This is a genomic window from Streptomyces sp. NPDC058758 (assembly GCF_042746075.1).
Lineage (GTDB): Bacteria > Actinomycetota > Actinomycetes > Streptomycetales > Streptomycetaceae > Streptomyces.
Window position 1 is genome coordinate 42,758 of sequence record NZ_JBHYPS010000016.1, and the last position, 21,641, is coordinate 64,398.

The window sequence follows — 21,641 nt, forward strand, 5'->3', positions numbered from 1 at the left end:
GGGTCACCGGCCGGGGGCCGGCGCGGAGCGCCCCAAGGAGAGCGCCCCGGAACCACCGGTCCGCGACCGTCCCGTGACTTCCCGCTGTACGCCCGGGGAAATCCCCCGCGCCGCGCCGGGGCGCGCGGGCCGCGGACGGCTACTCCGGACGCGCCCCGTCCGCGTGCCGCAGCTCCGCGAGGAGCTCGCTCTGCCCGACCAGGAGTTCCGTGAGGATGCGCCGCGCGGCCTTGAGGAGGTCGGCCACGTCCCCTCCGGCGAGGGCGTAGCTGACGGTGGCGCCGTCGCGGATGGAGATCACGATCCCGGCCCGGCGCAGGACCGCGAGCTGCTGGCTGAGGTTGGACGGCTCGATGTCGATGTCCTTGAGCAGTTCGCGGACGGGGAGGGGCCCGTGCTGCAGCAGCTCCAGGACCCGGATCCGGACGGGATGCCCGAGCATGCGGAAGAACTCCGCCTTGGCCTGGTACAGCGGCACCTGCATGCGACGACTCTCCCCCCGGGCCGGCCGGTCCGGACGCCGACGGCCGGACCTGCCGGAACCTTGATCCACGGCTGACGGCCATTCTCCCGCTTCCCGGCTCCCACCCGCCCTCAACTGATCACTTTCAGATGTGCCGAGTTGAAGAGTTTTTCAAGTAGAGGGCGTGCGGAGCCGGGAAGCGGGAGGCCGGTCACAGTTCCAGGTCCGCCTCGATGCGCTTGAGCTGATGCCTGGCCATGGCCAGGTTGGCCCGGCCCTTGTCCAGGACTATGTACAGGAACAGGCCGTTGGCGCCCCGCCCCGTGATCAGCCGGATGAGGTGGTACTGGCTGCCGAGGGTGATCAGGACGTCCTCGATGCCCTCGTTGATGCCCAGCATCTCCATCGTCCGGAGCTTCGCCCGGACGACGTCGGTGTTGCCGGCCGCGGCGACGGTCAGGTCGAGGTCCTTGCCCCCGCCCAGCGTCCCGAGGGCCATGCCGCTCGTGTAGTCGACCAGCGCGGCTCCCACGCTGCCCTCGATGGAGGTCATCGCCTCCTTCAGAGACGTTTCCACACTCGCCATCGGTATGTGCTCCTTCGGTTCTCGACGGCCCCGGCCGGGCGTCACGCCCCGGACCGGGTGGTGATCGCGGACGACTCCCACTAGACACCAAGAGGGCGGGGAATGAGGGGCTTTCGCCGGAAGACGATGCCCCGGGCATAGGACGGGGCCTCCTTCCGGCCCGGTCACCGGCCGCTTCCGCGCGGGGCGGGCCGTTCTATGGTGGCCCGATGAGCGCACATCCCATCGACCGGCCTGCCGACCTCGACGCCGTCCGCGACTCCTACGACCGGGTGGCCGACAACTACGTCGACATGGTGCTGAACACCGGCATCGGAGACATCCGCACCGTCCCCTGGCTCAAGGCCTCGATCGACGCCTTCGCCGACACCGTGAGCGGCCTCGGACCGGTCCTCGACGTCGGCTGCGGCCCCGGCACCGTCACCGCCTACCTTGCCGAGCGGGGCCTCGACGTGTCCGGGGTGGACCTCTCGCCCCGGATGATCGAGAACGCGCGCCGGCTGTACCCCGCCTGCCGCTTCGAGGTCGCCTCCGCCACCGACCTCCGGCTCGCCGAGGAGTCCCTCGGCGGCGTGCTCGGCTGGTGGTCGCTCTTCAACCTGCCCCGCGACGTGCTCCCGCAGGTGCTCGCCCACTTCGCCCGGGCCCTGAAGCCCGGCGGCCACTTCATCGCCGCGACCCACGTCGGCGACGACGACCTGCTGCGCACCGAGGCCTACGGAGGCGTGCCCGTGCGCTGGACGACGCACCAGTGGCGACCCGAGGGGTTCGTGGCGCTGATCGAGGCGGCCGGCCTGGACGTCGTGGCCGAACTCCGGCTTCCGGCCGACGAGTTCGTCGGGCCGGGCGTGGTGGTGATGGCCCGGAGGACCCGCTGAGGACGGCCGTTGTCAGTGGTGCCCACTAGTTTCGGAGGTGTTGCGAAAGACCGTTCCGACAGGGGGCTTCGATGACCGACGGCTGGGTGGGTACCGCGCTGCGGGTGGTGCTGACGGACGTCAGCGCGGATGTGGTGGAGGCCTGGCGCGCCGCCTTCGCGGACGTGCCCGGGATCGAGATCCGGCGCGGTTCGATCCTCGACGAGGACGTGGACGCGTGGGTCTCGCCGACGAACGCGGCGGGCCGGATGGACGGCGGCGTCGACGCCGCGATCAAGCGCCACCTGGGCGCGGGGATCCAGCTGCGGGTGCGGCGGGCGATCCGCGACCGGTTCGACGGGAGCATGCCGGTCGGCAGCGCGGTGTGCGTCCCGTCGGGGGCGACCGTGCCCCGCTTCGTCATCTCGACGCCGACGATGGTGGCCTCCTCGCAGAACGTGAGCGAGACCCTCAACGTCGCCATGGCCTGCGCGGCGGCCTTCCAGGCCGTGCACCGGCAGAACCGGAAGGCGCCCGGCAGCATCCGCTCGGTGGCGCTGGTCGGGATGGGCGCCCGCACCGGCCGCGTCCCGGCCCGGGTGTGCGCCAACCTGATGTGGACCGGCTACACCCTCTTCCACGACCACTGGTTCCAGGACGACGACGAGCTGCGCGCCACCATCACCGCCCAGCTCGCCGCCATCGACCGGACGCCGCCCACGACCCGCGTGCGGATCGTGCCGCCCGGCGGCACGCCGGCCGAAGGAGCCGCTGCCAAAGGAGCCGTCGCCAAAGGGGAAGTCGCCAAAGGAGCCGTCGCCAAAGGAGCCGCTGCCCCAGGGGCACTCGCCGAAGGGCACCCCTTTCGCCGCTGACGAGACCGCTCCGGCCGCCTCCGCGACGCCCACCGCAGGCACCGTCCACCCCGCAGGCACGACCCTCGGGAGTTCCCCCGCCATGAGCGAAGCCGCCCCCTCCGCGCCGCAGCCCGACCCGAACGACCCGCTGGCCCTCACCGGACTCTTCACCGGCGGCGGCGAGCCGTGGCTGCCCGTCCTGAAGCCCGTCATCGAGGCCCGCCCGGACGCCGACCTGTTCATCGGCCCGGGCCGCAGCCCGCAGGTCGTACCGGTCCGCGAGCTGACCTTCCAGGCGCTCAAGCCCCACCCGCCGCACAAGTGGAAGGTCGTCGTCTTCGGCCAGAACCCCTACCCGCGGCCGGAGAGCGCCACCGGCATCGCCATGTTCGACAACACCTTCAACGACTGGAAGGACAGCCAGTTCGGACGGGTCGTCAGCATCCGCTGCCTCATCAAGGCGGCCGCGATGTGGAAGTACGGCATCGTCAAGAAGACCCCGATCGCCGACGTCCGCGCCCTGCTGAAGGAGCGCGACACGGTCCAGCCGCCCGAGTGGTTCCAGGCCATGCTCACCCAGGGCGTCCTCCTCCTCAACGCCTCGCTGACCGCCAGCGGCGACGGCGCCATGGCCACCGACCGGCACACCGCCTTCTGGCGGCCCGTCGCCGAGCGGATCGTCGAGGAGATCCTGCGCGCCAAGCAGGACGCCGAGGACCCGGAGGACCGGGGCGTCGTCTTCGCCTGGTGGGGCGCCCACGCCCGCAGCCTCAAGAAGACCGTCCAGCGCCTGGAGAAGGACTACCCGGGCGTCGAGGTCCGGCACATCGACCACGCCAACCCGGCAGCCCAGGGAGACCTGTTCTGCGACGGCGACCACCTCGCCACCGTGAACGACGCCCTGATGTCCCTCGGCGCCGACGCGGTCGACTGGCTGCCGAGCAAGGGCTGGAACCAGCCCCCGGCCGGCCCCGCCGCGGGCACGGGCTCCGCCCCGGGGGCCGGCTCCGCCCCGGACGCCGACGTCGCCGCCCGCATGGGCGCCTTCATCGCCTCGACGATGGAGCTCCACCAGCTGTACCTGGAGCGGCTCACCAGCGTCCGCGACGAGGGGCACGTCCTGCCGCCGCTCACCGGCGTGTTCGACACCCCGCTGATGTCCTTCGAGGACGCCGTCGCCCCCGTCGCCCGGATCCTGCGCGGCCTCGGCGGGCACATCGACCGCTCCCGCGCGTTCGGCAAGCTGCGCGCCGACGAACCGGCCGGCGCCGGACTCTCCGCCGACGCCGTCGCCGCGCTCTACCTCTACACCTGCGAGTCCGGCTTCTACCGCACCGTCAACGCGGTCCTCCGCTCGCCCGACCGCGCCCGCGTCGTGCCCTACCTGCCCTACCTCCGCCTGCTGTTCTCCGCGGTGGAGTCCCTTCCCGTCCGCACCGAGCCCCTGTGGCGAGGCGTCGCCCTGGACCTCCGCGGCCAGTACCCCCCGGGCTCGACGGTCACCTGGTGGGGCGTCTCCTCCTGCACCTCGGAACTGGGCGTCGCCCGTTCCTTCCTCGGCAGCCGGGGCAAGCGGACCCTCTTCGAGGTGACGCCGGCCCGCGCCGTGGGCATCCGCAGCTTCTCCGCCTTCACGGGAGAGGAGGAGTACATCCTCGCCCCCGGCACCCAGCTGGAGGTCACCGACGTGAAGGCCGAACGCGGCGGCCTGTGCACCGTCAAGCTGAGGGAACTGGACACCCGCCTCGTCTCCTGACCCGCCCTCCGCCCTCGCTCCGCCCGGCGCCCGGCACCGGCCGGGCGTCACCCGGGCGCCGCCGTCACCCCGAGCCGCTCCGTCAGGAAGGCGATGATCTCGTCACGGGCCCGCAGGGTGGGGTGGCCGGCGGCGTCCACCAGATGGGCCGTGACGACGCTGTGGGCACAGCCGACGACCTCGCGGAAGAAGGGCGGCGGATCGGCGTTCGCCGCCTCGGCGGGCAGGACGCGGCCGTCGAAGGCGTCGCCGAGCAGGGCACGGTACGCCGCGAACCGGCGGCCCGTGCACCAGCGGTCGCCCTCGAAGCGGTAGGCCAGCACCCGCAGTCCCTCGCGCCGGACGCGCCCGGCCACGGCCGCGGCGTCCTCCTCGCCCAGTTCGAGCCCCGCGGGGTCGTCGAGCGGCAGGGACGGATGGTTGACCACGGGCGCGACGACCGAGGGTTCGAGGGTCATCGAGAGCGCGAAGTTGCCGGTGAAGCACAGCCCGACGGCCCCGACCCCCGGCCCGCCCCGCTCGGCGTGCGCCACCCGCGCCAGCCCCCGCAGCCACCCGACCACCGGACTGGTCCCGCCGCCCGCGAACGCCCGGAACTCGGCGCTGACGCAGGCCCGCCGCATCACGGTCCCGGCCGCCTCGGCCCGGGGGTAGGCCCCGTCGACGCCGAACAGGGACGGCACGTACACCGAGAGGCCGGCGTCCCGGACCCACCGCGCGAACCGGGCGACATCGGGACTGATGCCCGGCATCTCCGGCATGAGGACGACCGCCGGCCCGTTCCCGGAGACGTACACGCGCTTGCCGACCCCCTCCACCTCGACGTCCCTGCACTCGAAGTCGTCCAGCGGGTCGTCGTCCCGCCCCCGCGTCCGCATGGTTGCCATGACGGGAAGCATGGCGGGACGCTGTCCCCCGGTGAACCGGCGATATCGCCGGATCACCGGGGAATACCGCCACCCCGCCCCCGCCCCCTCATCCCGCTCGCCCCCCTCGCACCCGTCGCATCCGTCGTCCGTCGGAGGTCCGCATGAACCCGCTCCGCGTGAGCGTCCTGGCCTACCCCGGCTGCTTCGCGTCGGAGGTGTACGGCGTGCCCGACCTCCTGACCATGGCCGCGCACGTCACCGCCGCCCGGGGACGGCCCGAGCCGTCGTACGAGACCTCCGTCGTCTCCCCGCGCAGGCGCGTGCGGGCCTCCGGCGGCGCCCGCCTCGACGTCTCGGCGCTCCGCCCCTTCGACGTGCTGGTCGTGCCCGGCTTCGACCTGCCGCCCGCCCTCGACCCGGACGCGGCACTCGCCGAACTCGCCCCGGAACTGGCCGCGATCCGCGCCCACGCCGCCGGGGGCGGCGCCGTGGTGTCGATCTGCGTCGGCGCCTTCCTCCTGGCGGAGGCCGGACTGCTCCGCGGCCGCGAGGCGACCACGTCCTGGCTGCACGCCGACCGCTTCGCCCGTCGCTACCCGGACGTCCGGGTCCGCGGGGAGAACCTGGTGGTGACCGACCGCGGCGTGACGACCACGGCGGCGTTCAGCGCCATGTACGACTTCGCGCTCCGCCTGGTCCGCGACCACGACGGACCCCGCGCCGCCCGGGCCACCGCGCGAGTCGCCCTCCTGGACGACACCCGCTCCACCCAGACCCCGTACGTCGACACGGACCTCCTCCCGGCGACCGGGCACGCCTTCGCGGCGACCGTGATGCGCCGGCTCGACCAGGACCTCGCCGCCCGCTACGACCTGCCGGCCCTCTCCCGCGAGTTCGGCGTCAGCACCAGGACCATGCTGCGCCGCTTCGGCGCCGAGACGGGCCGGACCCCGCTCGCGTACCTGCACGGCGCGCGCGTGCGCAGGGCCGTCCACCTCCTGGAGACGACCGACCGCACCGTCGCCGCCATCGCCGCCGACGTCGGCTACCGCGACCCCGGAACCTTCGCCGCCCTCTTCACCCGCCACACGGGACGCCGCCCGAGCGCGTACCGCGCCGCCCGCCGCACGGCCCCCGCGGACGACGGAAGAAGCCCGTAGCGCGCATCTCGTCCCCGCCCGATCGGAAAGTGGCCGGAAATGCGTACGGGTGTCACCCGATGGGGCGAAGGGCGGGGCGAGGTGTAGACCCGCAGCACATGCCTACGTAGCGTGCCTGATCAAGGAGCGCCACTGATCACCGGAGGGGTGGCGTGCGGGTCAAGGGGGACCACGTGGACGGTAGTTGGATGGCGTCGGGGCTCTGCCGGGAGGCGGACGCGGAGGACCTGTTCGTCGAGGGGGCGGCCCAGAACCAGGCCAAGGAGCTGTGTGTCGGCTGCTCCGTGCGCGCCGAGTGTCTCGCGTACGCGCTGGACCGGCGGATCGAGCACGGGGTCTGGGGCGGGATGACGGAGCGGGAGCGCCGCGCCCTGCTGAAGCGCCGGCCCACCGTCCGGGACTGGGCCGGGCTGCTGCGGGCCGCCCGCCGCGAGCACGCCGCCGGCGCGTCGGCGGGCACGGAGCGGCGTACCGCCTGAGGGCGCCCCGCGCGTGGGAACCCGTCCGTCCGGGACGCGCGCGTCAGGAGGCGGGCACGGCCCGGGAGGTGAGGAGCATGGTGTCCGAGCCGCCGTTGCGGCCCACGCGGAGGAAGCCGAGGGAGACGTAGAGGTGCACGGCGGGGTTGCCGTCCTCGACGCTGAGGCTGAGCCGGGTGGCGGGACGGGGCCGGTCGAGGCCGGACCGGACGAGGGCCGTCAGGAGCGCGCGGCCGTGGCCGCGCCCGCGATGGCCGGGCAGCACCCCGAGGGTCAGTTCGGGGACGTCCGGCGCGACGAAGCCGTAGCCGGGCTCGTCCTCCGGGAAGCAGCGGGCCCAGGCCGCCCCGATCGGCTCGCCCGACCCCGTCTCGGCGACCACGCCGAAGTCGTCCTCGCGGGGCCAGCCGGCGAGGTAGCGGGAGGCGTGCGGGTCGGCGGCGAGCCGCTCGGCGGTGAAGCGCCGCTCCCCGGTCCAGTTGTACGCCTCCAGCAGCACGTTCCACAGGAGCCCGGCGTCACGGGCCGTGGCGGGACGGAGGGGCATGCGGTGCCTCCGGGAGCGAGGGGGCGGGGGCGCACCGTCCACGATACGGCTCCGCCGGGCCGCCCGGCGGCCGGGAATCCGCGCCCGGTCAGAGGCCGAGGGGCCGGTTCTGGCCGACGAGGTCGTGGCCGAAGCTGCGGTGGGGCTCCTCGTCGGCCAGGACGAAGCCGAAGTCCTGATGGATCCCGCGCGCCGCGACCAGGACGTCGTTGGTCCACAGCCTCACCTGCCCGCAGCCGGCCTCGCGGGCGAAGGCCGGGCACTCGCCGACCAGACGCGTCCCGAGGCGCAGGCCCCGGCCCTCCGGGGCGACCAGGAGGAGACGCAGCCCTCGCCCGGGCCGGGCGGTCGCCGGCGGCCGGGAAGACGCAGCCCACGCGGCGGCCGTCGAGTTCGGCGATCCAGGCCGCCTCGCGGGCCGGGCCGTGCCGGGCGGCGTAGCCGGCGACGATCCCGGCGACCAGGGCCTCGAAGTCGGTGGTCTCGCCGAACTGTCGCTGGTAGCCCTCGCCGTGGGCCATCGGCTCCAGCCCGCGCGTCCTGCTCTTCCTCTTCGGGAGCAAGGACGGCCTGGTGCGGGCCCTGCCGGCGCGGGCCCGCGCCGACGAGGTGGCGCTGCTCGACCGGGCCCGGCGGTCTGGGGACCCCGTGGGGCTGGTGGCCGCCGCCGAGCGGGTCCGGGCGTGGCTCGCGGCGGAGGAGCACCGGCCGCTGCTGCGGCTGTGGGCCGAGGCGTACGCGCGCTCCCTCGTCGAACCGGACGGCGCCCGGGCCGGGTTCGCCCGGGCGACGGTCGAGGACCGGCTCGGCACCCTGGCCGACTGCCAGTCGCCGGCCGAGCGCGACGGCGAAACCGGCGCCGTCCGCCGGACCCTGGCGCCGGCCGTCCTGCGGGGCGCCCTGCTCGAACTCCTCGCCACCGACGACGAGCGGCGCGTCACCGGAGCCGTCGCACACCGGCTCGCGCTGCTGCGGAGCTGAGGGAACGGGAGGCGAAGAGAGGCGGAGGGCGTACGGTTCGGCCTCCGCGCCGCGGCCCGGTGTCCGGCCTTCCGGCTCAGGGCAGGAGCCGGCGGTAGAGGTTCGCGTAACGGGACCGGAAGCGCTCGGGCGCGAAGTCCCGCCGCACGGCGGCCCGGCCCTGTTCGGCGAGGCTCTGCCACCACCACGGGCGGTCGAGCAGCTGGCGCAGCAGGTGGCCCGCCCGGTGGGCGTCGCCGGGCGGGGTCCGCAGGACGGCGTCCCGCAGGCCGGCGAACTCCGGCAGGTCGCTGAGGATGACCGGCCGCCCCGTGGCCAGCGCCTCCAGCACGGTCAGGGGAACGTCGGCCCGCCCGCCGGACGCGCGCGGCAGGAAGAGCAGGACGTCGGAGGCGGCCAGCAGTCCCCGCACCTCGTCGACGCGGGTCAGGACCTCCGTCCCGAACAGCCCCTCCCGCGCGGCCCGTTCCCGCAGCGCCCGCTCCAGGGCGGGCGCGTCCCGGCCGGGGCACCCCCGCAGCGCCAGCAGCAGCCGCAGCCGCGCACCGGCCCGTACGGCGACCGCGGCGGCCCGGATCGCGTCGTGCGCGGCGCCCGACGGGTCGTGGTGGGCCGCCACCAGGACGGTGGACGGGCCGTTGACCGGCCGGGGCACCAGCGGCCACCGGTCCGGCCGGATCATCGGGGGCACGACCGACACCTCGCCGAAGCCCGCGCGGCCCAGCCGGCGCGCCGTGACCTCGGAGAGGGCGACCGTGGTCCCCAGCGGACGGGCCCCGCGCGGCAGTTCGGCCCCCACCACCCCGGGCACCGTGTGCAGCACGGGGGTGCCGCCGATCAGCCGGGGCCAGAGGCGCGAGAAGCGCGGATAGCCGGGACCGAGCGCCATCACGACGTGGGCGAGGTCCGCCCGGCGGGCCGGCGGCACGCTGCGGAGGGCCACCTGGAGCCGCTGCCGCCCGTGCGGCAGGCCGTCCCGGGAGTACACGGGGACGGGCCGGCCGCCGGCGACGGGGGCGGGCCGGGAGCTCCTCGGCCGGCGGGAGAACCACACGAAGTCCACGTCGGTCATCACCTCGGCGACCGCGGCGGCCAGCCCGTCGTCCGCGTCGTCCCGGCCGTCCAGCGGACCGCTGGTGACGAGGAGGACGCGGGGCCGCCGGGTCGCCGGGACCATCACGGGCTCCCGGACGGGGCGGGCCGCGCGGACCCGCCGGACGACGGCGGCGACGACACCGGCGGCGCGGCGGGCCGGGCGGCGCCGGGCGCGACCGCGCCGGGCACGGCCGGCGGGGCTGGGCCTGCGGAGGAGGGCGGGCGGGGGCCGGTCACGGCGAGGTCACCTCGCGCCGGGGCGGGGGAGGGACGGAGGACGGCGGGGCGGCGTCGAGCAGCCGGCGAACCAGCGCCAGGTAGCGGTCGGTCGTCCGGGACCAGGGACGGGCCCGGGCCGCGGCGAGCGCGTCGCGGCCCAGCCGTCGCCGCCAGGGGGAGTCCGCGGCCAGTCGGCGCATGGCCCGTGCCAGCGCGTCGACGTCGTACGCCGCTACGGCCACGCCCCCGCCGGCTCCGGTCCAGCGCAGCTCCGGCAGGTCGAAGTGGAGCACGGGCTTGCCGTGGGCCATGGCCTCCAGGGCCACCGGACCGCAATCCCCGCGCCGCGACGGCAGCACCACGAAGGAGCAGGCGGCGAGGAGCCGCTCCCTGCGCTCCCCGGCGACGGGCCCGATCCGGCGGACGTCCCCGCCCCGCCCCTCCCGCGCCAGGAGCCGGTCCAGCCGGCGCTCCTCGGCCCTCGTGCCGTCGCCGGCGATCAGCAGCGGTGGGGCCGGGCCCGCCCGGGCGTGGGCCTCCAGGAGCAGGCCGACGTCCTTCCGCCGGAGGTCCAGGCGCCCGAGGAGGAGGACGAAGCCGTCGTCGTGGGACCGTTCGCCGTCCGCCCGCCGGGCCACGCCGTGGGGGATCACCTCGACGGCCGTCCGGCGGCCGGCCCCCCGCAGGGCCGCCGCGCCGGCGTCGTCCGGAACCACCAGGGCGCGGTAGCGGCGCAGCCCGATCCGTTCCGGCAGGAGGAGCGGGACGCGGTCCGCGCGCCGCCGGGCGCCGTCGCGGACCCGGCGGTCCCCGACGAGGCCGACGACGGGGGCCCGGGTGAACAGCGGCAGGAGACCGGCGGGCAGCGGCGGGGTGAGGCTCTCCAGCCACAGGTCGTGCGGGATGCGGCGGGCGGCGAGCGGCAGCAGCGCCCGGAACAGCAGCCGGCACGGCCCGGCGGGAACCCGCCGTCACGACGGTGACGTCGAACTCCTCCGCCAGCCGCCGGGCGACCTCCCCGACGACGACGGCGTCGCCGCCCCGTCGGCGCGCCCCGTCCGGGGCGTCCCGGCGGGGCTCCTCGCCCGGGTCGTCGAACGGGTCGTCGAAGACGGAGAGCACCACCCGGGCGCGGCCGGCCGCCCGGCCGGGGACCGGCAGGCGCTGCCGTAGGAGACGCAGGGCCTCGTCGGCCGTCGACCGGGGCGCCGGACCGGAGCGCAACCGGACCGGGGGCGTCGCCGGCGCACCGGCCCAGCGCCGGTAGCGCCGCCCGGCCTCGTCCAGCCCCGCGCGCGTGTGGTCGGGATCGCGGGCCAGCAGCACGTCCGGCTCGGCCTCCAGGAGCAGGGTGAGGTCGCAGCGGCCCGCCGACCGGAGGAACCGGCGTGCCAGGAAGCCGCCCGGGACGGGGTCGGACGCGACCAGCCCGTCGAGCGGACCCCGGTCGGCGAGGACGACCGCGGGCCGCCCCCGGGAGAGCCGGACCGCCCTGCGGCGCGCCGCCGCGAGCCGCAGGGACAGCCCGACGGCGTCCACGAACCCGTGGGCCCCCTCCCGGAGCCCCCGGCCGAGGCCGCCCGTCCGGGCCCGGCGGTCCCCGGAGTCCTCCCGCCGGCACCGCGCGCACCCGCGGCGGCGGGCGGTGACCACGGCGAACCCGTCCTCCCGGAGCAGCGGCGCGAGCCGGCGGACGAGGGTGGACTTCCCCACACCGCCGGGGCCCGACACGGCGACGACGAACGGGGCTGCGGCCCTGGTCATGAGGCGGCCCTCCCGGGCTTCTTCGCGGCGACCGGCCCCCCGCGCGGCAGCGGCGGTGGTACGGGGCGCCGGTCGCCCCGTCGGAGGACGGACCCGGTGCGCCGCCCGGCCGGGGACCGTCGTACGGGGGTCATGGCGCGGGCTCCCGCCCCGTGCCGAGGAGCACGTCCCGCCGGGAGGCGAGCGTGACGGAGCCGTCGTGGACCCCGAGCCGCCGCAGCGCCCGGACCGCGCGCACCTCGTCGCAGTCGTGCAGGAGCAGCCGGAACTCGTCGCCCCGGCGGGCGTAGTCGTCGGTCTGGCGCAGCACCCGCCGGATGGAGCGCTCCATCGCGTCGCCGTCGGCGGCCCGGAAGTGCCCGGCCGCCGTGAGGTCGTTCGGCCGCCGCCGCGACCTGCGGTGCCTGCGGAGCCGACGGCCCTCCTGCAGCACCACGGCGGCCAGCCGCTCGGCGCTGGAGTCCCAGGAGAAGCGGGCCGCCCAGGCGCGGCAGCCCGCGGCGAACCGCTCCCGCACGACCGGGTCCCCCAGCTCCTCCAGGGCCTCCGCGATGCCCTCGGCGAGGTCGGTGTCGGAGGTCAGCAGCCAGCCGTTGCGCCGGTGCTGCACCGCGTCGCGCAGCCCCGGCACGTCGCGGGCCACGGTGGGGGTGCCGGCGGCGTTGGCCTCGATGACGGTGAGGCCCCGGCCCTCGGCCGGGAAGGGGACGACGGCCAGCCACGCCTGGGCCAGCAGCTCCTGCCTGCGCCGTTCGTCCACCCGACCGTGGAACGTGACGGCCCCGGCCGCCCCGGTGCCGGCGGCGAGGGCGCGCAGCCGGCCCCGCTCGGCACCGTCGCCGCACACGTGGACCCGCAGGTCCGGGTAGCGGAGCAGCAGCGCGGGCACCGCGCGGACCAGCAGCTCGACCCGCTTGTGCGGGACCAGCCTGCTCACGACGGCGAGGGTGGGGGTGCAGGCGCGGGGAGCGGCGGGGCGCCCCGGCGGCGCGGGGCTGCCGCTCGGCACGACGTACACCGGATTGGCCAGCCGCAGGTCCCGCCGGGTGGCCTCGCGGGTCGACGGCGAGGGCACGACCACCGGACGGCCGCGGTAGGCCGCGCGGCCCACGCGCTGTTCCAGGCGCCGGACGAGGGCGCCGAGGGGCCACCGGAAGCGGTCGTCGAACCGCTGCCGGTGGAGGTGGTGGATGACGCGCACCGCGGCGGTCCCGCGGCCGGCGAACAGCGGCGAGAAGAACGGGATCCCGTCCTGGAAGTCGACCACCGCGTCGTAGGCGTGCCGGTGGCGCAGCAGGTGGCCGGCGGCCGCCGGGTAGACCCCGTACACGCCGCCGGCGCGCAGGATCCGCACGCCGTCGGCCGTGCTCGCCGGCGCCGACCCCGGGTAGCGGGCGGTGAACAGCGTGACCTCGGCACCGGAGGCGGCGAACCGGCGGGCGAGCTCGAAGCAGTATGCCTCCGCCCCGCCCGCCTCCGGGTGCCAGGGGTCCCGCCGGTTCAGCAGGAGGACGTCGGCCCGGGCGAGCTGTGACAGGTTCCCCGCGGTCATGACGCCACCCCGCAGGGCCGGGGCGGGCGGGACCGGGCGGGCTGCGGGCACGCGCGGCCGCCCTCACCGCGAGGACGGCGCGGAGCGGGCGGGGGCGGTGGAGCGGAGGGCGGGGCGCCGTCGGCGGCGCCCGGACCGGACGAGCGGCGCCGGGTCCCGGAGCGGGCGCCCGCGGAGCGGCCGCGCCTGCGCCTGCGCGGCGCGGCCCGCCGGTGTCCGGCCGGGGCGCGGACCGCGGGCGCGGCCCGCAGCACCCGGTCCGAGGCGCGGCGGTCGGGACGGCCCGGGCGGCGGGCGGGGGCCTTCGGACCGCCGGGGCGGGACGCGCGCACGGGCCAGTCGGTCGCTCGTCGCAGGGGGTGCGGGGCGGGCGACGCGAAGCGGGACTCCTGGAGTGAGGACACCGAGCGCCTCTTGCCGGATCGTTCTTCTGCCGAAGCCTGTTCTCTCCACTCTAGGCACGTTCCCGGGGGCGGCAACCGCGCCGGTGCCGGGCGGCGAACCTGAGCAGCGCGTTCCGGGGGCGCTCCCGCCACAGCACGCGCAGGATGCGCCGTCCCTCGTGGAAGGTCCGCGCGGTCGTCCTCCGGTCGGAGCCCGGGGCCTCCCGGCTCGGCACCTCGGCGATCCGCAGGCCGTAGTGCAGGGCGTGGACGACGGTCTCCGGGCCGACCAGTTCGGGGGGGTCCCGCTGTTCCTCCAGAAGGGACAGGAATTCCCGGCGGAAGGCGCAGAATCCGTACCACACATCGGTCAGCTGCTGCCCGTAGAGACGACGGGCAGCGGTGAGCAGAACGCGGTGCCCCATTCTGCGGAACGCCGGATAGGCCGTGCATTCGCCGCCCGCGATGAAACGGGATCCCTTGACGAAGTCGAAGCCGTGGTCGAGGTAGTACAGGAAATGCGGGATGTCGTCGGGGGACATGCTGCCGTCGGCCTGGATCAGGACGACGCGGTCCCCCCACGCGATGTCCGGCCACCGGAAGGGCCGCCCCGCGCCGGGCGCCTCGACCGTCACCACCTGGTCCACGGAGTCCGGCAGCCGGTCGAGGAAACGGCCGGGATCGGGGTCGTCGCGAGCGACGAGGACGACCAGGCTCACGGTCCCCGGGCCCGGCGTCCGGGACCGGTCGGCGGACCGGCGCAGCGGATGAGTGGCCAATCGGAACACCTCCGGCCCCGAGGTGCGACGCCCTTCCATGATGCTTCCGCGGCCGCCGAGCGGTCAACGAGGAGGAAATCCCGCACGCCGGAACGGAAGGGCCGGAGAACGCCGGCCCCGGCCGCCGCGCGCATACGGGACTAGAATCTTCACCATGGCCGGAAAGATCGAGGATTACGCCCTGATCGGTGATCTCGAGACGGCCGCACTCGTCGGAAGGGACGGGGCGATCGACTGGTTGTGCGTGCCCCGGTTCGACTCCCCCGCCAGTTTCGCGGCCCTGCTCGGCACCGCGCGCAACGGGCAGTGGTGGATGGGCCCGGCCGGCCGGCCCCTCTCCCGCCGCAGGGCCTACCGCGGGGAGACCCTCGTCCTCGACACCGTGTGGGAAACCGTCGGCGGCACGGTGCGCCTCACGGACTTCATGCCGCCGCGGCGTCAGTTCCCCTGCGTCGTCAGGATCGTGGAGGGCCTCTCGGGGCACGTCCGGATGTGCGGCGAACTCGGCCCGCGCTTCGACCACGGCCGGGTCGTGCCGCGGAACTGGGCGGCCGGGGAGCGCGTGATGCGCTCGGTGGCCGGACCCGACGCGATGTCCCTGCTCTGCGAGGAGCCGGTGGACCTGTCCGTCACCGAGGCCGGAGCGTCGCTCCGGTTTTCCGTGTCGGCCGGCCAGCGCCTCGGATTCGTGCTGCGCTGGACCCCCTCGCACCTCGCCGACACCGACGCGCCCGTCCCCGACGCGCGGGCGGCCCTCGCCGAGACCCTCCGCTTCTGGCACGACTGGTCGGCGAAGTGCCGCTACCGGGGGCCCGCCCGCGAGGCGGTGATCCGCTCCCTCATCACCCTGAAGGCGCTGACGTACGCGCCGACGGGCGGCATCGTCGCCGCCGCCACCTGCTCGCTCCCCGAATCCCCCGGCGGCGAGCGCAACTGGGACTACCGGTTCTGCTGGCTCCGCGACTCCGCCTTCACCCTCTCCTGCCTGATGCGCAGCGGCTACCACGAGGAGGCGACCGCCTGGAACGCGTGGCTGATCCGGACGATCGCCGGCGAACCCTCCGACCTCCAGCCGGTGTACGGGGTCTGCGGGGAGCGGCGGATCGACGAGAGGGCCGCCCCCTGGCTGACCGGGTACGAGGACTCGTCACCGGTCCGCATCGGCAACGCCGCGGCCGACCAGGTCCAGCTCGACGTCTACGGCGAGGTGATGAACACCCTCTACTCGGCGCTGCGTTCCGGAGTGACCCTCGACGTCCGGATGCGGAGCCTGATCGTCTCGTTCATGGACCACGTGGAGAAGTCCTGGCGGTACCCCGACCGGGGGCTGTGGGAAGTCCGCGGCCCGCCCCGCCACTTCGTGCACTCCAAGGTCATGTCCTGGGTCGCCGCCGACCGCGCCCTGCGCCTCGCCCGCGTGATGGGACTGCGCTCGCGCGAACAGCGCTGGCGGCTGATGCGTGACCTCGTCCGGCGCGAGGTGTGCGACCGGGGCTGGGACGCCCGGCAGCGGTCCTTCGTGCAGTACTACGGTTCCCGCCGGATCGACGCCTCCGCGCTGCTCCTGCCCAAACTGGGCTTCCTGCCGCCCGGCGACCGGCGGGTGCGCGGCACGGTCGACGCGATGCGCCGGCTCGACCACGACGGCTTCCTCCGCCGGTACGAGGAGGACGACGCCGCCCGCACCGGGGGGCTCCACGAGGTGGACGGCCTGCCCGGCGGCGAAGGGGCCTTCCTCGCCTGCTCCCTGTGGTACGCGGACGCCCTGTCGCTGGTCGGCCGGGGCGACGAGGCGCGGGCCGTCTTCGACCGCGTGCTGTCCGTCCGCAACGACGTCGGCCTGCTCTCCGAGGAGTGGGACCCGGCGAAGGGACGTCACCTGGGCAACACGCCCCAGGCGTTCAGCCACGTCGCCGTGGTCAACACGGCCTTCGTCCTCGACGACATCCGCACGGCCGCCCGGCGTCAGCGGTCCGCCCGGACGGCGTGCAGCAGCAGGATGCCGGTGTCCCCGTAGTCGGGCAGCGTGCGGTCCTTCCCGACCCGCCGGATCTCCAGCCGCCGGGCGTGCGGGGCGAACGCCTCCCGGACGACGCCGGCGTCCACCGGGCAGGCGGGCCACAGCGGACCGTCCCCGATCCGGTAGCTCGGCATGTTCTCCATGAACGCGGCCAGCAGGTGCCCGCCGGGCCGGACGCAGCCGGCGAAGTCCCGGCACACCCGGGCGAATTCCTCGTGGTCCTCGGTGACGCTCTCCGCGACGAAGGACATCGACCCGAGGCCGTAGGCGTGCCGGCGCACGGCACGGACGTCGCCCCGGACGGCGGTCACCCCCCGCAGCGCCTCCGCCAGGGTGCGCGGCAACGCGGGGTCCAGCCGCCGGCACAGGGCGTAGAACGGCTGCCAGCTCGGATCCGGGCCGTCCCGCAGCTGCGCGCGGAGATAGGCGTGCCCGGCCGCGCCCGGCTCCAGGGCGTCGACGGCCCGGCAGGCGGTGGCCGCGGGCATCAGCGGGTACAGGTTGGGGCCCGCCCCGAACTCGACGGAACGCTCCACGCTGCCCGGCCCCAGCCGCCGGTAGAGGGCCGAGTGGTGGCGGATCACCGCGACGTCGCAGGGGTGCAGCGACCGGTAGTTCTCCGCCAGGTACGCCTCGACGGGCCAGGCGTCCCAGTCGGCGTCGGCGTTCCGCCGGGGCGCCGTCACCGCCGCCCCGCCCCGCTCGCCGCCCGCTTCAGCGGGTAGCGTCCGGCGAGACCGGTGAGGGTCCGCAGCAGGTCGTCGATCTCCTCGTCCGTGTTCGCCGCCGTGACCTGGATCCGGAACCCGACCTGGTCGCGGGGGACCAGCGGGTACGCGGCGAGCGTGACGTAGACGCCCCGGTCCCACAGGTACTCGGCGACGTCGTTCAGGTCCTCGGCGCGTTCGAGGGGCAGCTCGACGATGGGCAGGCCGTCGGTGTTCGGCGTGGCGGCCCCCAGCCGGCGCACGTGGCGCAGCACGCGCTCGGTCTTGCGGTACAGGTCGGCCCGGATCGCGTCGCCCCGCCGGTCGTTGACGTCGAGCCCGGCGAGCGCCGTGGCCAGCGAGGCCGTGGGGGAGGGGCCGGAGTAGAGGTACGGGCCGGCGGCGACCTTCAGGTGCTCCTTCACCTCGGTGGGGGCCGTGAGGAAGGCGAGCAGCGACGAGTACGCCTTGGAGAAGCCGCCGACGAGGACCGTCCGTTCGTAGTCGAGCCCCAGGTGCCGCACGATGCTGTTGCCCCGGCTGCCGTACGGGGAGCTCTCGCCGGGCCGGCGTTCGCCGATGACGCCGAAGCCGTGGGCGTCGTCCACGTACAGCGTCGCGTCGTGCTCGGCGCAGAGGCGGACCAGTTCCCGCAGGTCCGGCAGGTTGCCCGTCATGCTGTTGACGCCGTCGAGGCACACCAGTCGCGGGCCCCAGCGGGGCGTCGCCCGCAGCAGCGTCTCCAGTTCGCCGGGGTCCTCCGCCCGGAAGCGCCGCAGGGCCGCTCCGTTCGCCCGGGCGACGAGGCAGCCGTCGTACACCGTGCGGTGGGCCCGGTGCTCGACGAAGAGGTGGCCCCCTTCGGCGAGCACCGGGATCACGGAGGTGTGGATCAGGGTGATGGTCGGGAGCAGCAGGGAGTCGGGGGCGCCGAGCAGTTCGGTGAGCCGTTCCTCGATCTGCGGGTACAGCCGGGGGTTGCCGATCAGCCGGGACCAGCTCGGGTGGGTGCCCCAGGCGCGGACCTGCGGATCGATGGAGTCCATGATCTCCGGGTCGAGGTCGAGGCCGAGGTAGTTGCAGGAGGCGAAGTCGGTGAGCCACTGCCCGCCGCTGCGGATCCGGCGGCCCTCCACCTGGTCGATCACGGCGTCGCACATCCGCGTGGTGTGCTGGAGCCGCCCGAGGTCCTCCCACCGCTGCTGGTGGCGCCGCACCGGGACCGGGGTCCGCCGGCCGGCCTGGCCGAGGACCGGCGCCGGGTTCGCCGGCCGCCCGGGCGGGACCGCCAGGAAGTCCTCCGCCTCGTCCGCGGTCATCGGTTCGGCGAAGAGGAAGCCCTGGCCGAAGCCGCAGCCCATGGCGGTGAGCAGGTCCCGCTGCGCCTTGGTCTCGATGCCCTCGGCGATGACCTGGAGCCCCAGCACGTCGGCGAGGCGCACGATGCCCTCCACGATGGCGACCTGCTGGCCGTCGGTCACGATCTCGTCGATGAACGACTTGTCGATCTTCAGGATGTCGAGGGGGAACTCCCGCAGGTAGCTGAGCGACGAGAAGCCCGTGCCGAAGTCGTCGATGGCGATGGAGGCGCCGAGTTCCTTCAGGGTCCGCATGGTGTCCCGGATCTGCTCGTCGCGCCGCATGAGCACCGACTCGGTCAGCTCCAGGGTGAGCGAGTCGGAGCCGAGCCCGAAGCGGTCCAGGACGCGGCGGACGCTGTCGACGAACCCGGTGTCGCGGAACTGGCGCGCGGAGACGTTGACGTTGACCCGCAGCCGCCGGGTTCCGGACCGGGCGTGCCGCCAGCGGGCGGCGTCCCGCGCGGCCCGGTTGAGCACCCAGGTGCCGAGCTGGAGGATCTGGCCGGTCTCCTCGGCCAGGGCGATGAACTGCTCGGGCGGGACCATGCCGCGCCGCCGCGGCCACCGGACCAGCGCCTCGAAGCCGGTGACGTCCCCGCTGCCGATCTCCACGATGGGCTGGTAGCGCAGTTCGAAGCCCTCCTCGGCGAGGGCGTCGTAGAGGCCCGCCTGGAGGTCGTGCCGGGCCTCCATGCGGGCGTGCAGGGCCGGCCGGTAGCTCCGCCACTGCCGCTTGCCGGCGGACTTCGCGGCGTACAGGGCGAGGTCGGCGTGTCCGATCAGCGACTCCGCGTCGTCGGTGCCGGTCGCGGTGGCCACCCCGACGCAGGCCGAGATGCTGGCGGAGCCGTTGGAGAGCGGGAAGGGCCGGCCCAGGGCGTGCACGATCTGCTCGGCGAGGGCGTCGGCGTCGTGCGGCTCCCGGGCCCCTTCGACCAGGAGCGCGAACTCGTCGCCGCCGATCCGGGCCGCGGTGTCGCTGCGGCGCAGGGCGGAGCGCAGCCGGCCGGCGACGGCGACGAGGAGCTCGTCGCCGACGGAGTGTCCCATCATGTCGTTGACCAGCTTGAAGTCGTCGAGGTCGATGAAGAGCACGCTGGTCGTCGCGGACTTCCGGCGGTCCCGGAGCAGGGCCTGTCCGATGCGCTCCACCAGGAGGATGCGGTTGGGGAGGCCGGTCAGGGCGTCGTGGAACGCCCGGTGCATCAGCTCCCTTTCCAGCGTCCGCTGCTGGGTGACGTCGCGCAGGGTGAGGACGATGCCGCCCACGGTGGGGTCGTCGCGCAGGTCGCTGCAGCGCACCTCGACCTCGGGCGTGGAGCCGTCGGGTCCGCGCATGCTCCAGTTGTCCAGGACCTGCCCGTCGTGGGGGCTGCGGGCCCGGGTGAGTGCGTCCTCGGCCCTGCTCCGGTCCTTGGGGTGGACGAGGTCGCTCAGCGGGGCGTCGGACGGCGGGACGGCGCCCAGCATGGTCTCCGCCGCGGGACTGGCGTACCGCACGCTGTCGTCGTCGCCCAGGATGAGGATCACGTCCGAGGCGTTGTGCACCAGGGCCCGGAAGTACGCCTCGCTGTCGCGTCTGGTGATCTCCTCGCTGAGGCCGACGCGTTCGAGGGCGAGCGCCGTCTGGAAGGCGAGGGACCGCATCGGTCCCTGGACCTGCCGCAGTTCGGGGGCGGGGGCCGCGAGGACGAGGGCGCCGAGCGGCGGCCGGGTCGGCGCGTCGGGACCGCCCGGCAGCAGGGGGCACAGCAGGGCGGTGCGGAAGGGCCGGAGCGCCGCCCGGGCGCCGGGCCCGAGTTCGGCGACCGGCAGGTGCCGGATCTCCGCTCCGGCGGGCCCGGGGGCGGCGCGGGCCCCGCCGTCCAGGAGCCAGGAACCGTTCTCGCTGGGGGCCGGTACGGAGCGCAGGCCCCGCCCGCGGTCGAGCACGAGCAGCCGGGCGACGTGCTCCGTCGAGCCGAAGAGCGCGTCGGCGGCCCGGGTGATGGCGGTGGCGACGTCCTCGCGGGTGCGGGCCGACACCAGCAGGGCGGCGGCGACCTGGAGGCTCCGTTCGCGGGCCAGCGTCTTGCGGTTCTCGACGACCAGCAGCCACAGGCGCAGCAGCACCAGCAGGAACATGGCGGCGGAGACGGCGGCGATGACGGGGGCGTCCCGGACGGTGCCCCCCAGGGACTGCGCGAGGAGCACGGCCGGAGCCACCAGGGCGGCGAGGGCGAGCACGGCGAGGCGCCGGCGGATCCGGATGCCGGGCGGATCCGGCCTCGGCTCGGTCAGCCGCACCATGGAGGGGTGCAGGGCCGCGAACCCCCAGGCGGTGAAGTACAGCACCCAGCCGAGGTCCATCGGCGTGCCCACCTGCCAGGTGCCCTGGAGCTGGAGGTAGCCGTACAGGACGTCCGAGACGAGCAGCCCGACCGCGCCGAGGGCGAGCAGCTGGACCGCCCGATCGCCGAGCCCCGCGAGGACGAACCGGGTCAGCATGGCGAGGACGAGGATGTCCCCCAGCGGATAGGCCATGGAGATGGCCCGCTCCACCCAGGTCAGCCCGTCCGACATGCGCAGCGGGCTGATCAGGAACACCCAGGAGAGCACCGCCAGTCCCGTGGTGAGGAGCAGCGCGTCCAGCAGCGCGGACAGGTCGTGGCCCTGGTACCGGTAGCGCAGGAACCCGAAGATGCCGGCCGCGAACAGCGGGTACGTCGAGAGGTAGAAGACGTCGGCCAGGGACGGGAAGGGGTTCGGCCGGTCGAAGTAGGCCTCCATGATGTTGTACGTGGAGTCCCCGGCGACGAAGGTGAGGTTGGCGCAGGCGAGGACCCACCAGGGCCAGCGGTGCGCGGGCCGGTAGAGGTGCACCCCGGTGATCATCATGGCGACGCCGCCGAGGCCCACGACGGCCCAGGCGATGGTGTGCCGGGACGGCACGTCGAGGTAGACGACGGTGGCGACCGCGGCGACGGCGGCGTAGCCGACCGCCAGGGTGCGGCCCTTGCGGGCGGCCCGGTCACGATCCGGTTCCGCCGGCTCCCCGGGCCCGGGTGGGGGTGGGGGCATGGCTTCCTCCGCGCCTGGGCGCGTCCGGGTGCGGTGCGGGCCCGGCCTTCGCGTACCCGGCCGCCGGCCTCCCACCGCATGGCCACCGTCCATTATGTCCCGTTCCTTTGGGCTCTGCGCGATGGGTGCGGACGGGTCGGCCGGCC

General features: G+C 75.3%; 19 protein-coding genes and 1 pseudogene. 8 read left to right on the plus strand and 12 right to left on the minus strand.

Annotated features, from left to right (window positions below; genetic code table 11):
- Positions 1-139: 139 nt before the first annotated feature.
- A complete protein-coding gene (locus ACFW6A_RS20400) occupies positions 140-484 on the minus strand; it encodes a metalloregulator ArsR/SmtB family transcription factor (RefSeq protein WP_351850384.1) in 345 nt (114 codons plus the stop codon).
- A 190-nt stretch (positions 485-674) separates the two neighbouring features.
- Positions 675-1,049: a hypothetical protein gene (locus tag ACFW6A_RS20405; protein WP_351850385.1), complete on the minus strand. Its 375-nt coding sequence runs from the start codon at positions 1,047-1,049 to the stop codon at positions 675-677.
- Between the two features lie 209 nt (positions 1,050-1,258).
- On the opposite strand from ACFW6A_RS20405, the gene ACFW6A_RS20410 reads away from it, so the two are divergent.
- The 3 genes from ACFW6A_RS20410 to ACFW6A_RS20420 all read left to right on the plus strand — a co-directional run bounded on the left by ACFW6A_RS20410 (position 1,259) and on the right by ACFW6A_RS20420 (position 4,519).
- Positions 1,259-1,927, plus strand: a complete 669-nt coding sequence (locus ACFW6A_RS20410; protein WP_386478638.1) for a class I SAM-dependent methyltransferase — start codon at positions 1,259-1,261, stop codon at positions 1,925-1,927.
- Between the two features lie 71 nt (positions 1,928-1,998).
- Positions 1,999-2,781: a macro domain-containing protein gene (locus ACFW6A_RS20415; protein ID WP_386641759.1), complete on the plus strand. Its 783-nt coding sequence runs from the start codon at positions 1,999-2,001 to the stop codon at positions 2,779-2,781.
- Between the two features lie 82 nt (positions 2,782-2,863).
- Positions 2,864-4,519 (plus strand): ADP-ribosyltransferase domain-containing protein, encoded by a 1,656-nt coding sequence (locus ACFW6A_RS20420; protein WP_351850389.1) that lies wholly within the window; start codon positions 2,864-2,866, stop codon positions 4,517-4,519.
- A gap of 47 nt (positions 4,520-4,566) precedes the next feature.
- Here the strand turns inward: ACFW6A_RS20420 and ACFW6A_RS20425 are convergent, their stop codons facing one another.
- Positions 4,567-5,406, minus strand: coding sequence for a dienelactone hydrolase family protein (locus tag ACFW6A_RS20425; RefSeq protein WP_351850390.1), 840 nt, complete (start codon positions 5,404-5,406; stop codon positions 4,567-4,569).
- Positions 5,407-5,549: 143 nt separating this feature from the next.
- Between ACFW6A_RS20425 and ACFW6A_RS20430 the strand changes: the two genes are divergently transcribed.
- The gene (locus ACFW6A_RS20430; protein WP_351850392.1) at positions 5,550-6,548 is read left to right on the plus strand and encodes a helix-turn-helix domain-containing protein; all 999 of its coding nucleotides are present in this window, start codon (positions 5,550-5,552) and stop codon (positions 6,546-6,548) included.
- A gap of 188 nt (positions 6,549-6,736) precedes the next feature.
- Complete coding sequence (locus ACFW6A_RS20435; protein ID WP_351850436.1) at positions 6,737-7,027, plus strand: WhiB family transcriptional regulator; 291 nt, start codon at positions 6,737-6,739, stop codon at positions 7,025-7,027.
- Between the two features lie 43 nt (positions 7,028-7,070).
- Here the strand turns inward: ACFW6A_RS20435 and ACFW6A_RS20440 are convergent, their stop codons facing one another.
- Entirely contained in the window at positions 7,071-7,574 is a 504-nt protein-coding gene (locus ACFW6A_RS20440) for an N-acetyltransferase (RefSeq protein WP_351850393.1), read from the minus strand.
- An 88-nt stretch (positions 7,575-7,662) separates the two neighbouring features.
- Entirely contained in the window at positions 7,663-7,902 is a 240-nt protein-coding gene (locus ACFW6A_RS20445) for a GNAT family N-acetyltransferase (RefSeq protein WP_351850438.1), read from the minus strand.
- 245 nt (positions 7,903-8,147) lie between these two features.
- Here ACFW6A_RS20445 and ACFW6A_RS20450 point away from each other — a divergent pair, with 245 nt between their 5' ends.
- The gene (locus ACFW6A_RS20450; protein WP_351850395.1) at positions 8,148-8,555 is read left to right on the plus strand and encodes a TetR family transcriptional regulator; all 408 of its coding nucleotides are present in this window, start codon (positions 8,148-8,150) and stop codon (positions 8,553-8,555) included.
- A gap of 76 nt (positions 8,556-8,631) precedes the next feature.
- Here ACFW6A_RS20450 and ACFW6A_RS20455 read toward each other — a convergent pair whose 3' ends face one another.
- Positions 8,632-9,732 carry a glycosyltransferase gene (locus ACFW6A_RS20455; RefSeq protein ID WP_351850396.1) on the minus strand — a complete coding sequence of 367 codons (1,101 nt, stop codon included), beginning with the start codon at positions 9,730-9,732 and terminating at the stop codon, positions 8,632-8,634.
- A 151-nt stretch (positions 9,733-9,883) separates the two neighbouring features.
- Entirely contained in the window at positions 9,884-10,585 is a 702-nt protein-coding gene (locus tag ACFW6A_RS20460; RefSeq protein WP_351850398.1) for a glycosyltransferase, read from the minus strand.
- A gap of 121 nt (positions 10,586-10,706) precedes the next feature.
- On the opposite strand from ACFW6A_RS20460, the gene ACFW6A_RS20465 reads away from it, so the two are divergent.
- Positions 10,707-11,042, plus strand: coding sequence for a hypothetical protein (locus ACFW6A_RS20465; protein ID WP_386641765.1), 336 nt, complete (start codon positions 10,707-10,709; stop codon positions 11,040-11,042).
- Positions 11,043-11,132: 90 nt separating this feature from the next.
- On the opposite strand, the pseudogene ACFW6A_RS20470 reads toward ACFW6A_RS20465, so the two are convergent.
- The 3 genes and pseudogenes from ACFW6A_RS20470 to ACFW6A_RS20480 all read right to left on the minus strand — a co-directional run.
- A pseudogene (locus ACFW6A_RS20470) lies at positions 11,133-11,633 on the minus strand (AAA family ATPase); the annotation flags it as partial.
- A gap of 130 nt (positions 11,634-11,763) precedes the next feature.
- Entirely contained in the window at positions 11,764-13,185 is a 1,422-nt protein-coding gene (locus tag ACFW6A_RS20475; RefSeq protein ID WP_386478615.1) for a glycosyltransferase family 4 protein, read from the minus strand.
- Between the two features lie 454 nt (positions 13,186-13,639).
- Complete coding sequence (locus tag ACFW6A_RS20480) at positions 13,640-14,347, minus strand: glycosyltransferase (protein ID WP_386641768.1); 708 nt, start codon at positions 14,345-14,347, stop codon at positions 13,640-13,642.
- 154 nt (positions 14,348-14,501) lie between these two features.
- Here ACFW6A_RS20480 and ACFW6A_RS20485 point away from each other — a divergent pair, with 154 nt between their 5' ends.
- Entirely contained in the window at positions 14,502-16,364 is a 1,863-nt protein-coding gene (locus tag ACFW6A_RS20485; protein WP_386641771.1) for a glycoside hydrolase family 15 protein, read from the plus strand.
- Here ACFW6A_RS20485 and ACFW6A_RS20490 read toward each other — a convergent pair.
- Entirely contained in the window at positions 16,313-17,053 is a 741-nt protein-coding gene (locus ACFW6A_RS20490) for a class I SAM-dependent methyltransferase (RefSeq protein WP_386481285.1), read from the minus strand. The two genes, ACFW6A_RS20485 and ACFW6A_RS20490, sit on opposite strands and share 52 nt — an antisense overlap.
- Entirely contained in the window at positions 17,050-21,495 is a 4,446-nt protein-coding gene (locus ACFW6A_RS20495) for an aminotransferase class I/II-fold pyridoxal phosphate-dependent enzyme (RefSeq protein WP_386641774.1), read from the minus strand. Before ACFW6A_RS20495 ends, ACFW6A_RS20490 begins: the two co-directional genes overlap by 4 nt.
- Positions 21,496-21,641 lie beyond the last annotated feature (146 nt).

Excerpts from the sequence above, each read along its gene's own strand:
- ACFW6A_RS20425 (WP_351850390.1), bottom strand. The coding sequence starts at position 5,406 with ATGGCAACCATGCGGACGCGGGGGCGGGACGACGACCCGCTGGACGAC.
- ACFW6A_RS20475 (WP_386478615.1), bottom strand. The coding sequence starts at position 13,185 with ATGACCGCGGGGAACCTGTCACAGCTCGCCCGGGCCGACGTCCTCCTG.
- ACFW6A_RS20420 (WP_351850389.1), top strand. The coding sequence starts at position 2,864 with ATGAGCGAAGCCGCCCCCTCCGCGCCGCAGCCCGACCCGAACGACCCG.
- ACFW6A_RS20495 (WP_386641774.1), bottom strand. The coding sequence starts at position 21,495 with ATGCCCCCACCCCCACCCGGGCCCGGGGAGCCGGCGGAACCGGATCGT.
- ACFW6A_RS20410 (WP_386478638.1), top strand. The coding sequence starts at position 1,259 with ATGAGCGCACATCCCATCGACCGGCCTGCCGACCTCGACGCCGTCCGC.
- ACFW6A_RS20405 (WP_351850385.1), bottom strand. The coding sequence starts at position 1,049 with ATGGCGAGTGTGGAAACGTCTCTGAAGGAGGCGATGACCTCCATCGAG.
- ACFW6A_RS20415 (WP_386641759.1), top strand. The coding sequence starts at position 1,999 with ATGACCGACGGCTGGGTGGGTACCGCGCTGCGGGTGGTGCTGACGGAC.
- ACFW6A_RS20435 (WP_351850436.1), top strand. The coding sequence starts at position 6,737 with ATGGCGTCGGGGCTCTGCCGGGAGGCGGACGCGGAGGACCTGTTCGTC.
- ACFW6A_RS20400 (WP_351850384.1), bottom strand. The coding sequence starts at position 484 with ATGCAGGTGCCGCTGTACCAGGCCAAGGCGGAGTTCTTCCGCATGCTC.
- ACFW6A_RS20455 (WP_351850396.1), bottom strand. The coding sequence starts at position 9,732 with ATGGTCCCGGCGACCCGGCGGCCCCGCGTCCTCCTCGTCACCAGCGGT.
- ACFW6A_RS20485 (WP_386641771.1), top strand. The coding sequence starts at position 14,502 with ATGGCCGGAAAGATCGAGGATTACGCCCTGATCGGTGATCTCGAGACG.
- ACFW6A_RS20430 (WP_351850392.1), top strand. The coding sequence starts at position 5,550 with ATGAACCCGCTCCGCGTGAGCGTCCTGGCCTACCCCGGCTGCTTCGCG.
- ACFW6A_RS20440 (WP_351850393.1), bottom strand. The coding sequence starts at position 7,574 with ATGCCCCTCCGTCCCGCCACGGCCCGTGACGCCGGGCTCCTGTGGAAC.